Origin of the sequence: Pseudomonas huaxiensis (assembly GCF_003231275.1) — a bacterium.
GTDB lineage: Bacteria > Pseudomonadota > Gammaproteobacteria > Pseudomonadales > Pseudomonadaceae > Aquipseudomonas > Aquipseudomonas huaxiensis.
This window is the reverse complement of the sequence record NZ_QKVL01000051.1, coordinates 24711-35097: the sequence shown is the minus strand read 5'-3', so window position 1 is coordinate 35097 and position 10387 is coordinate 24711. Positions and strand designations below refer to the sequence as shown.

The following is a 10387-nucleotide window of genomic DNA, read 5'->3' as shown; positions in this document are numbered from 1 at the left end:
CGGTTTTGCCTACTTTTTCCAAGAAAAAAGTCGGCCGCCGTAAGGGCGGAAGGGGCCGGCAGCCTCGCCATATCGAATGGATAAGCTCACAGCCCCCAAGTCCCAGCCCAAGCCAAAATCCCCAAGAATTCCGTGAAGCGCCTTTTTATATGGGACGCAGAGTATTGATGCTCTGAAGATCCTTGTCAGTGCCCGTGCCGCGCACGGCTGGCCTGGACGATACGCCCGGCCGGAACCCGCAATTGGATCAGCAGATACTCGGCGAAGTCTGCTGAGTAGTCCTGTCGAGCGATGGCTTGCTCCATGCAATCGAGCCAGATCCGGGCGTGCCCCTCGTCCATCGGCCACTGCGCATGAAAGGAGGGCAGGCCGATCGGGCCGTAGCGCTCGGCGAACAGGCGCGGACCGCCGAGCCAGCCACTGAGAAAACACGTCAGCTTGTCGCGGGACAGGCTCAGGTCATCGGCGTGCATGTGCCTGACGGACTGCGCGCTCGGGTCCTGGTCCATGATGTCGTAGAAGTCATCCACCAAGCGGCGCAGGCCGTCGAAGCCGCCGGCTGCCTGGTAGGACGCATCCGCGGTGCCGAAAGCAGGACGGGTCATGCGGGTACTCCGGGGAAAAGCCGCATTTTAGCCAGAATCACGCGACAAACTTTGATACCGGGCATGAAAAAGCCCGGCCATTGCGGGCCGGGCTCAATTGACGCGGTGACTCAGCAGAGGCGGTCGATAATCTGCACGCCCTGAGTTTCACGCAGCGTTGGCCACTCTTGTTGCAGGGTCTGCAACACACGACCGACGTACTGGGTGTCGGCGGCGGCCTTCTTGCCGACGTAGCCCTGGCCGCGGCGGTACATCTTCAGCCGGGCGCGCATATTCGGCTTGCGCTCTTCGAATTCGTCTTCGGCGGTGTAAGGCGACAGGCTGTCGATATGCACTTCGCCGGCATCGCAAACCCAGAGAATGTGGCTGTCGAGGCTGTCTTTACGCGCTGCGAACAGTTTGGCCAATTCTTCGATGGTCGGTTTTTCGTTCAAGTTCATCATTAAAGCCCCCATTAACCCGTCAGTGGTTTTTGTCTATCTGGCGCTACTCATGTAGCGCACTACCAAGGCTGCTACCGCAGCATTGCAACAGGGGCTTTCTTCACTCTGCCTTTTGGACAGTCCCTCTCCACGGACGACCCGAAAACTGCTCAGACCGTCTGGAACACCCTTGCCAGCACTCCCGATCGGGGAGATGGGCTCATCATGCAGAGGGCGACGAATGGCGTCAACAGGTTTTGTAGTGATTTTTTCTTAGCACTACAAAATACTTTTCCTACACCTTGGGCGTTTATGTAGTGCTCTGTTGGATTGCCCTACAAAACCCGTTGCAGACACCTGCGGCAATGTCGGGCGGGTTTGATCCGGGTCAGTTTTTTCCGGGCACGTGGGGAGGATCATCAGAATCAGGGGTAAGCGCCGTGCTAGAGCGCTTGCCGGGTTTTCTGCAGTCAGCGAGGCGTTCATGAGCCAGACAAGTACTTCTCCTTCAACCACCGGCGCCAGGCCGGGGCTGCCCGTCGGCTTGCTGGTCGGCATCGTCGCGCTGGTGGCCGTGCTGTTCTTGCCGTTGCCGGCCGACTTGCCGGTAGCGGGGCAGCGGGTGTTGGCGATCCTGGCGTTCGCCGTGGTGATCTGGATAACCGAGGCGGTGTCCTACGAAGCCAGTGCGATCATGATCACTTCGCTGCTGGCGTTTCTCCTCGGCACCGCGCCGACCTTGGCTGACCCCACCGTCACCTACGGCTCGTCGGCGGCGGTGAGCATGGCCCTGACCGGTTTCTCCAACCCGGCGCTGGCCCTGGTGGTGGGTGCGCTGTTCCTCGCCGCAGCGATGACCCATACCGGGCTGGACCGGCGCATCGCCCTGGTGACCCTTGACCGCATCGGCGTCAGCACCCGGCGCATTCTGCTGGGCGCGGTGGTGGTGACCATTCTTCTCAGCCTGGTAGTGCCCAGCGCTACCGCGCGCAGTGCCTGTGTGGTGCCGATCATGATGGGGGTGATCGCCGCGTTCGGCGTGGACAAGCGCTCCAACATCGCCGCCGGGATCATGATCATCGTCGCCCAGGGCACCAGCATCTGGAACATCGGTATCCAGACCGCCGCGGCGCAGAACCTGCTGACCGTCGGCTTCATGGACAAGATGCTCGGCGCCCGGGTGTCATGGATCGACTGGCTGATAGCCGGCGCACCCTGGGCGGTGCTGATGTCGCTGTTGCTGATTGTGCTGGTGCTGAAAATGCTGCCTCCGGAGACCGACAGCATTCCCGGCGGCAAGGCCGCAGTCGCCGAGCAACTGGCGGCGCTGGGGCCGATGAGCGGGGCGCAGAAGCGTCTGCTCGGCGTCTCGCTGGCCCTGCTGCTGGCCTGGGCCACCGAGGGCAAACTGCACGCGTTCGACACTACATCCACTACCTATGCCGGCCTGGTGCTGTTGCTGTTGCCGCGCTTCGGCGTGATGACCTGGAAGGACGTGCAGGCACGGATTCCGTGGGGCACGGTGATCGTTTTCGGCGTAGGTATCAGCCTCGGTACCACCTTGCTCAGTACCCACGCCGGGCAATGGCTTGGCGCGCAGGTGGTCGCCCATACCGGGCTGGATCAGCTGGGTACGTTGGGTGTGTTTGCGATTCTCGGGGCGTTCCTGATCGTGATCCACCTGGGCTTCGCCAGCGCCACGGCGTTGACCTCGGCGCTGTTGCCGATCCTGATCGCGGTGCTGCAGACCTTGCCGGGTGACTTCAGTCGGCTGGGCATGACCATGGCCCTGGGCTTCGTAGTCAGCTACGGCTTTATCCTGCCGATCAATGCACCGCAGAACATGGTGTGCCTTGGCACCGAAACCTTCAACGCACGGCAGTTCGCCCGGGTCGGGTTGGTGGTGACCGTGGCCGGTTATTTGCTGATGCTGGTGTTTGCTGCCACCTGGTGGCACTGGCTGGGCTGGATGTGAGCCTGCGGCGGTATCGCGAGGGGCCTCGCGATACCGCCGTGGTGGATCAGAAGTTCGCCGGGGTGTTGGCGCTAATGATCTCGGCCTCATCCTGGCCGATGTTCTTGAAGCTGTGGGGCAGGGTGGTCGGGAAGTAATAACCGTCGCCGGTGTTGAGGATGCTCACCTGACCGTCGACCCGCAGTTCAATGGTGCCCCGGGTGACCAGGCCGCATTCCTCGCCTTCGGCGTGGACGATCAACTCTTCACCGGAGTCGGCGCCGGGGGCGTACAGCTCGCGCAACATGCGCATCTGCCGGCCTTCGACGCTGGCGCCAACCAGCAGCAGGCGCAGGCCGGAACTGCCCAGGTCGGGCTGTTCGGTGGCGCGGAAGACGAAGCGTTCTTGTCGCGGCGGCTCGTCGAAGCTGAAGAACTCCGCCAGGGACATGGGGATGCCTTCGAGCAGCTTCTTCAAGGAACTGACAGAGGGGCTGACGCGATTCTGTTCGATCTGTGAAATGGTCGAGTTGGTCAGGCCACTGCGCCGGGCCAGTTCGCGTTGGGAGAGCTTGTTGCGTTCACGCACCAGTCTGAGTCGTGTCCCCGTGTCCATAGCCGCCTTGGTGTCAAAAATAATGGGCGACGCATTAAAGCACACTCGGGCAGCCTGTGCCCGAGCGGTGAACGGCGGATCGTGCGGGTTTCAGACGTGTACCGGGGCACGTGAGGTCGACCACAGTCCCACCAGCAGCAACAGCACGGCGGCGACCAGGTACGGCAGGCGCGGATCGAGGCTGTAGATCAAGGTTCCGGCCAGCGGACCGATCACCACGCCGAAGCCCTGTACGGCGCCGACGGAGCCGGCGGTGGCGCCTTGTTCAGAGGCGTCCACGGCGTTCGCCGCCAGCGCGGCGAAGGCTGGGAACACCCAGCCCATGCCCGCCGCGCAGACGAAGAAACCGAGCGCCAGCACCAGGCTGCTTGTGGCGAAGGCGCTGGCGATAAAGCCCAGGGCCGAGATGCTGGCGCCGACGCGGATCATCCGCAGCGGCGGCCATTGCAGCTTGCGCACCAGCAATTGCGAGCAGATCAGTGCCACGCCGACCATGGTCAAGGCGATGCCAGCGGCCTGCGCCGCGTCGCCGGGTTCGAGGCCCAGGCAATCAAGGGCGAAGAAACCGACGGTGATTTGCGCCAGAGACACGCAGAGCATGGCGACGAAGGCCACCACCAGCGGTCGACGCAGGCGCGGGTCGGTCATCCGCACGCTGCGCGGGGCCTGGGCCAGATGCAACTCCTGGCGCTTGAGCTTGAACCGCAGGACCAGCAGGGCCAGCAGCGGCAGGATTGCCATGGCGTACATCGGCAGGCTGAGGCTGTGGCGGGCGAGCAGGGCGGCGAGGGCCGGGCCGAGCACCAGGCCGACGGCGTTGGCGGCGCCGAGGGACGCCATGGCTTTGGCGCGGTTCTGCGGCGCGACGTTATCGGCGATCAGCGCGTTGCTGCCCACCGGCAGGGCGGCGTAGAACGCACCGATGGCGCCGCGGCCGATGACCATGCCGGCGAACGCGATCGAGGCGGGTGGCAGCCAGCGCAGCGCGCCGTCGATGAACAGGCACAGGGCCCAGTAGGCGAGGGTGAAACCGCCGGCGCCGAGCAGCAGGATTCGGCGACGGCCATAGCGGTCGCTGGCGCGGCCCCAGGGGCGGGCGAGGAGCATCCAGATCACCCCGGACACCGTCATCGCCGCGCCTGCCTGCCAGGGGGCGAGGTCGAGCACGCGAGCGATCGGGCCGATCAGCGAGACGAAGGCCATCATGGCGATGGTGCAGGCCATATGGGCGAAGAGCAGGGGGCGGATATCGAAGGCGGTGTGCTGCGCAGGGGGAACCTGGGCGGTGGTCATAAGCAGTCCGGGGCTGGTGTTGTGGTGTCTTCCAGGGCCTCATCGCTGGCAAACCAGATCCCACAAGGGCCAGTTTATGCGGTCCCTGTGGGAGCTGGCTTGCCAGCGATGAGGCCCGAACGGTGGGCCATTGTGCCCCGGCCTGCTGTGAATCTTGAAGATAAAACCCGTATTTACGTTTTTTCTTCCCTCACCACAGCGCCACGGTGTACCCGAGGATCAGCCGGTTTTCATCGATGTCGCTGGTCAGCCCGCCGCTGGAGCGGAAGGTCGCATTGCGCAGGCGCACGCTGAAGTTCTTCAGCGGACCGTCCTGCACCACGTAGGCGATATCGGTGTCGCGTTCCCATTCCTTGCCGCCACTGACCGTCGCGGTCTCGATGTTCTTGCCGTTGACGTAGCGGGTCATGAAGCTCAGGCCGGGCAGGCCGAAGGCAGCGAAGTTGTAGTCGTAGCGCGCTTGCCAGGCGTCGGTCTCGGCCTTGGTGAAGACGTTCACCGTGACCAGGTTGACCGAGTACGGGTCCAGTCCCGGGTAGGCGAAATCGCCGTCACCGGAGAGGTTCTGGTAACCCAGGCCGAATTTGTGCGCGCCCACGCCGAGGGTCAGCATGCCGTTGAAGAAGCGGTTGTCGATCTTGCCACCATCCACCCGGCGCGCCGAGCGCAAGGCGTCATTGCCGGTTTCTCGGGTGTCGAAGTAACGCAGGTCGCTGCGCAGGTTGATGCCGTCGGCCAGCGGCAGGTCGTGCACCAGGCCGGCGTAGTGCTGGCGGTAGATGTCCTGCATCTGCGCGTAGTAGTAGCTCACCGCCAGGCGCGGGGTCAGGGCATAGGTACCGCCCGTCAGGTCCAGGTGGCTGCTCTCGACGCCGGCGTAGCTCATCTCGTCGTTGCTGGAGGAGTCGCGCAGGTTCTGCTTTTCCAGGCGGCCGATGTTGAAGGTCAGGCCGTCGATGTCCTGGGAGGTGACCAAGCCGCCGGTGTAGGTCGAGGGCAGCAGGCGCACGTCGTTGATTGCCGCGACCGGCAGCATCGGTTGCAGGGTGCCGAGCTTGAGGGTGGTCTTGCTGATGCGCGCCTTGGCGGTCAGGCCCAGTTCGCTGAAATCGTCCACCGGCTCCTGGCTGGCGCCGTAGGGCAGCAGGCCGGTGCCACGGCGGTCACGGCTGGAGTCGAGCTTCACGCCCAGCTCGCCGAGGGCGTCGAGGCCAAAGCCGACAGTGCCTTCGGTAAAGCCTGACTCCATACGCAGAATGAAGCCCTGGGCCCATTCCCGGGCCTGGCTTTGCGGCGCGTTGCTCTGGCGGAAATCGCGGCTGAAATAGAAATTGCGTGCTTCCAGGCTGCCTTTGCTGTCCTTGATGAAATCGGCGTGGGCGAGGTACGGGGCGAGCGCGGCGCACAGGCCAGCGCTGGCCGCAGTGAGGCGACGGGGGAGGGACATGGACTTCATACCTTTTGTTTTTGTTTTGGTGCGTTCGTTATGGCGTTGTACGGCCGGGCCCTGGGTCGCGGGCTTGACGTATAGTTAACATATTATCTTTCTACCGATAAAGTCCTTTTGCTGCGCTCGCGAATAAAATTAAGATATTAACGTTATGCCGTTTCCTTTCCTGATTTCGGAGTCCCGATGACCCACACTGCCAATCCGGCCCGGCTGATCGTCCTGCTCGCCGCGCTGGTGGCGTTCGCGCCGCTGTCCATCGACACCTACCTGCCCAGCCTGCCGATGATCGCCAGCGACCTGGGCGCCGATGCCGCCAGTGTGCAACTGACCATCAGCCTGTTCCTCGCCGGCCTGTGTCTGGGCATGCTGGTCTACGGACCGCTGTCGGATCGCTACGGTCGGCGCCCGCTGTTGCTGGGTGGCATGGTGCTGTACCTGGTGGCGACGGTGGGCTGCATGTTCGCCAGCTCCGTGGAGCAACTGGTGGTCTGGCGCTTTTTCCAGGCCCTCGGCGGTGCGGCGGCTGCGGTGCTGGCGCGGGCCATCGTGCGTGACCTGTTTGCCCTCAGCGAGGCGGCGCGGGTGTTGTCACTGATGCACCTGGTGACCATGCTCGCGACCCTGGTGGCGCCGTTGCTGGGCAGCCTGCTGATGGAGATCAATGGCTGGCGCACGGTGTTTTTCGGCCTGCTGGTGTTCGCCACGCTATGCCTGGGCACCTCGGCCTGGAAGATCGGCGAAACCCATGCCCCGGACATGCGCGGCGACTCACTGGCCAAAGCCTTCAGCGCTTACTGGCAGATCGCCCGGCAGCCTGTGGCGCTGGCTTACATCCTCTGCATGGGCCTGGCGTTTGGCGGGATGTTCGCGTTCATCACCGCGTCGCCCTTCGTGTACATGGAGTACTTCGGTGTATCGCCGAGCGGCTACGCCTGGCTGTTCGGCTTGAACGTGGTGGGGATCATCGTCGTCACCCTGATCAACGCGCGGATGGTCAGCCGCGTCGGGCCGTTGCGGATGTTGTCGGCAGGGGCGGCGCTGGGCGGTGTCGCGGCGCTGTGGTTGCTGGCGATCGGCCTCAGCGGTTGGGGCGGGCTGGTGGCGATCGTGGCAGGGGTGATCGTCTACGTGAGTATCACCGGCCTGATGGGCGCCAATTGCGTCGCCAGCCTGCTGGCGTTGTACCCGCGTCAGGCCGGCGCGGCGGCGGGGTTGGCGGTGGCTTGCCAGTTCGCCCTCGGCGCGGCGTTCAGCGCTGTGGTCAGTGCCCTGGCTGACGGCACACCGGCACCGATGTGCCTGGCGCTGGCGGCTGCGGGCTTTGGTTGCCTGGTGTGTTTTGCCGCCATTGCCGTGCGAAGCAAGGCGCAAGCCTTGACGCAGGCGCCCTGATGGCTGTGTGAAGAAGCCGTGCTCTGTCGTCGCAAGCGTCCATACTCAGTGAAGCCGGGCCGTTTGCTACAAGCCCGGCCACCTGTTACAAACAGGTGCGAGACCCGCGCGTGCGGCGTTCACAACAGCGGTGCCACAGTCGTTCGCAGGCACCGAACAGCATGGAATTCAGCATGGCCCAAAGACAGGTAATCAATGCTTCGGTCGCCCCGAAAGGGAGTCTGGAGACGCTTTCCCAACGTGAAGTCCAACAATTGAGCCAGGCCGGCTCGGGCAGTATCTACACCCTTTTCCGCCAGTGCGCCCTGGCCATCCTCAATACCGGCGCCCATGTCGACAATGCCAAGACCATCCTCGATGCCTACAAGGACTTCGAGGTTCGTATTCATCAGCAGGACCGCGGCGTCCGCCTGGAACTGCTCAATGCCCCGGCGGATGCCTTCGTCGATGGCGAAATGATTGCCAGCACCCGTGAGATGCTCTTCTGCGCCCTGCGCGACATCGTCTACACCGAGAGCGAGCTGGACCGCCTGAAGATCGATCTGGAAAACTCCCAGGGCATTACCGACTACGTGTTCCAGTTGCTGCGCAACGCGCGCACCCTGCGTTCGGGCGTCGAGCCCAAGCTGGTGGTGTGCTGGGGTGGTCACTCCATCAGCAGCGAGGAATACCAGTACACCAAGAAGGTCGGCCACGAACTGGGCTTGCGCAAGCTGGACATCTGCACCGGCTGCGGCCCTGGCGTGATGAAGGGGCCGATGAAAGGCGCCACCATCGCCCATGCCAAGCAGCGCATGAGCAGCGGCCGCTACCTGGGCCTGACCGAGCCGGGGATCATCGCCGCCGAGGCACCGAACCCGATCGTCAATGAGCTGGTGATCCTGCCGGACATCGAGAAACGCCTGGAAGCCTTCGTCCGGGTCGGCCACGGCATCATCATCTTCCCCGGCGGCGCCGGCACCGCCGAGGAATTCCTCTACCTGCTGGGCATCCTCATGCACCCGGACAACCGTGAACTGCCGTTCCCGGTCATCCTCACCGGGCCGCGCAGTGCCGAACCGTACCTGCAACAGTTGAACGACTTTGTCGGCGCCACCCTCGGCGAAGCGGCGCAGGGGCTGTACGAGATCATCATCGACGACCCGGCGCAGGTCGCCCGGCAGATGACCGAGAGCCTCAAGGCGGTGAAGCTGTTCCGCCGCGAGCGCAACGACGCGTTCCACTTCAACTGGCTGTTGAAAATCGAGGAGGGTTTCCAGCGTCCGTTCGATCCGACCCACGCCAACATGGCCAGCCTGCAACTGCGCCTCGACTTGCCGCCGCATGAGCTGGCGGCCAATCTGCGTCGGGCGTTCTCCGGCATCGTCGCCGGCAACGTCAAGGACAAGGGCATCCGCCTGATCGAAGAGCATGGACCGTACGAGATTCACGGTGATGCGGCGATCATGCAGCCGCTGGATCGGCTGTTGCAGGCGTTTGTCGAGCAGCATCGGATGAAGCTGCCGGGTGGCGCGGCGTATGTGCCGTGTTATCGGGTTGTAGCCTGATCTGCTGAAACCTCATCGCTGGCGGCGTTGCGCCTGCCAGCGATGGCGTTTTTCAAGGATTCAGATGAAGTCCCCGTCAGCCAGCAACAGCAGGCTGCCATCTTCCTGTTCCTTCACCAGCCCGCTGGCCAGCAACAGCGGCTTCAGGCGGACCTGCAGGCGCGCTTCGACGAAGGTCTTGAGGTTCTCAAGATCGAGGGTGCCGCCAGGCAACTCTTCCTTGTGGTACGACAGCCAGGCTTTTTTCAGCACGCCCAGCACGTCGGCCGCGGTGGTCGTGGCAAAACGCCGATGCAGCGGAATACCGTTGAATTCGAAGCTGTGGGCGAAGGCGTAAGCGCTTTCGTCGTTCGCGCTTTCCTTGCAGCGGGCGCAGGTGCATTTGCCGTCGCCGAAGGCGTTGTTCAGGTAGGTGTTGAAGTCCAGCACGGGCTTCAGGTTCAGGCGTTTGTCGACGTCGAACAGGTCACCGGTCAATTTGGCTTCGGCACTCAAGGTCATCTCCTTACGGCATGCAGTCATTCAGCCCGGCACGATACCAGCGCGGGCAGCGGCGTGCTTGGTTTCGTGATGGCTGGCGATGCCGCAGGAACCGGCCCGCACGTCGGGACACGGGCTTTTGCGGCCATCCTGGCTTATCCTGTGCGGCCGTTTATTCCGCTCATGGAGCACTTTCAGCATGAAGAAATACACCGCCACCGTAACCATCAGCGCCGAACAGCGCGATGACGTCGAGGCTGTCGAGAACGCCGGCGTGCAAATCTCCCTCGAGGCGGTGACGGAAACGCTGAAGAAGGTGCATTTCAACGGCGCCCTGGCGGCTCCCGAGAACCCCACCCATGTCTGCGTGACCCTCGATAACGGCCTGACCTACTACGGCGAAATCGTCAACGGTCATGCCGAGCTGGAATACGGCTGGATCGCCTTCGAGTCGGACATGCTGACCCCCGACGAACTGGGCCTGTAAGCACGGTCCAGGCATCACCCGAATAATCGCGGACAGGTTCCGCGATTATTTTTTCATCCGCGTGCATCCAATTGGCGTTCTGCCAGGTAGTTCAGACAGCAGCCTCATGCTGCCTGACCGATCATCCTGACTGGAGTCACG

The 10387-nt window shown here is 63.4% G+C and carries 10 protein-coding genes; 4 read left to right on the top strand and 6 right to left on the bottom strand.

Features of this window, described 5'->3' with window-relative positions:
• Nucleotides 1–185: 185 nt before the first annotated feature.
• Nucleotides 186–605 (bottom strand): group II truncated hemoglobin, encoded by a 420-nt coding sequence (locus tag DM374_RS28990; RefSeq protein WP_110972988.1) that lies wholly within the window; start codon nucleotides 603–605, stop codon nucleotides 186–188.
• A 110-nt stretch (nucleotides 606–715) separates the two neighbouring features.
• Nucleotides 716–1048, bottom strand: a complete 333-nt coding sequence (locus DM374_RS28985; RefSeq protein ID WP_110972987.1) for a hypothetical protein — start codon at nucleotides 1046–1048, stop codon at nucleotides 716–718.
• 463 nt (nucleotides 1049–1511) lie between these two features.
• Between DM374_RS28985 and DM374_RS28980 the strand changes: the two genes are divergently transcribed.
• Nucleotides 1512–3002: a DASS family sodium-coupled anion symporter gene (locus DM374_RS28980; protein WP_110972986.1), complete on the top strand. Its 1491-nt coding sequence runs from the start codon at nucleotides 1512–1514 to the stop codon at nucleotides 3000–3002.
• 46 nt (nucleotides 3003–3048) lie between these two features.
• Here DM374_RS28980 and DM374_RS28975 read toward each other — a convergent pair whose 3' ends face one another.
• The 3 genes from DM374_RS28975 to DM374_RS28965 all read right to left on the bottom strand — a co-directional run bounded on the left by DM374_RS28975 (nucleotide 3049) and on the right by DM374_RS28965 (nucleotide 6337).
• Nucleotides 3049–3597, bottom strand: a complete 549-nt coding sequence (locus tag DM374_RS28975; protein WP_095159837.1) for a cupin domain-containing protein — start codon at nucleotides 3595–3597, stop codon at nucleotides 3049–3051.
• 90 nt (nucleotides 3598–3687) lie between these two features.
• Entirely contained in the window at nucleotides 3688–4890 is a 1203-nt protein-coding gene (locus DM374_RS28970; protein WP_110972985.1) for an MFS transporter, read from the bottom strand.
• 190 nt (nucleotides 4891–5080) lie between these two features.
• Complete coding sequence (locus tag DM374_RS28965; protein WP_110972990.1) at nucleotides 5081–6337, bottom strand: OprD family porin; 1257 nt, start codon at nucleotides 6335–6337, stop codon at nucleotides 5081–5083.
• A 186-nt stretch (nucleotides 6338–6523) separates the two neighbouring features.
• On the opposite strand from DM374_RS28965, the gene DM374_RS28960 reads away from it, so the two are divergent.
• Together DM374_RS28960 and ppnN are read left to right on the top strand one after the other, a co-directional pair.
• Nucleotides 6524–7732: a Bcr/CflA family multidrug efflux MFS transporter gene (locus tag DM374_RS28960; RefSeq protein ID WP_110972984.1), complete on the top strand. Its 1209-nt coding sequence runs from the start codon at nucleotides 6524–6526 to the stop codon at nucleotides 7730–7732.
• A 173-nt stretch (nucleotides 7733–7905) separates the two neighbouring features.
• Entirely contained in the window at nucleotides 7906–9279 is a 1374-nt protein-coding gene (gene ppnN, locus DM374_RS28955) for a nucleotide 5'-monophosphate nucleosidase PpnN (RefSeq protein ID WP_110972989.1), read from the top strand.
• A gap of 60 nt (nucleotides 9280–9339) precedes the next feature.
• Here the strand turns inward: ppnN and DM374_RS28950 are convergent, their stop codons facing one another.
• Nucleotides 9340–9780 (bottom strand): hypothetical protein, encoded by a 441-nt coding sequence (locus DM374_RS28950; protein WP_110972983.1) that lies wholly within the window; start codon nucleotides 9778–9780, stop codon nucleotides 9340–9342.
• Nucleotides 9781–9958: 178 nt separating this feature from the next.
• Between DM374_RS28950 and DM374_RS28945 the strand changes: the two genes are divergently transcribed.
• Nucleotides 9959–10246, top strand: a complete 288-nt coding sequence (locus DM374_RS28945) for a hypothetical protein (protein ID WP_110972982.1) — start codon at nucleotides 9959–9961, stop codon at nucleotides 10244–10246.
• Nucleotides 10247–10387 lie beyond the last annotated feature (141 nt).

What these genes read in the sequence shown, in the direction of transcription:
- DM374_RS28960 (WP_110972984.1), top strand. Translation starts at nt 6,524, where the DNA reads ATGACCCACACTGCCAATCCGGCCCGGCTGATCGTCCTGCTCGCCGCG.
- DM374_RS28990 (WP_110972988.1), bottom strand. Translation starts at nt 605, where the DNA reads ATGACCCGTCCTGCTTTCGGCACCGCGGATGCGTCCTACCAGGCAGCC.
- DM374_RS28950 (WP_110972983.1), bottom strand. Translation starts at nt 9,780, where the DNA reads ATGACCTTGAGTGCCGAAGCCAAATTGACCGGTGACCTGTTCGACGTC.
- DM374_RS28980 (WP_110972986.1), top strand. Translation starts at nt 1,512, where the DNA reads ATGAGCCAGACAAGTACTTCTCCTTCAACCACCGGCGCCAGGCCGGGG.
- DM374_RS28965 (WP_110972990.1), bottom strand. Translation starts at nt 6,337, where the DNA reads ATGTCCCTCCCCCGTCGCCTCACTGCGGCCAGCGCTGGCCTGTGCGCC.
- ppnN (WP_110972989.1), top strand. Translation starts at nt 7,906, where the DNA reads ATGGCCCAAAGACAGGTAATCAATGCTTCGGTCGCCCCGAAAGGGAGT.
- DM374_RS28970 (WP_110972985.1), bottom strand. Translation starts at nt 4,890, where the DNA reads ATGACCACCGCCCAGGTTCCCCCTGCGCAGCACACCGCCTTCGATATC.
- DM374_RS28985 (WP_110972987.1), bottom strand. Translation starts at nt 1,048, where the DNA reads ATGATGAACTTGAACGAAAAACCGACCATCGAAGAATTGGCCAAACTG.
- DM374_RS28975 (WP_095159837.1), bottom strand. Translation starts at nt 3,597, where the DNA reads ATGGACACGGGGACACGACTCAGACTGGTGCGTGAACGCAACAAGCTC.
- DM374_RS28945 (WP_110972982.1), top strand. Translation starts at nt 9,959, where the DNA reads ATGAAGAAATACACCGCCACCGTAACCATCAGCGCCGAACAGCGCGAT.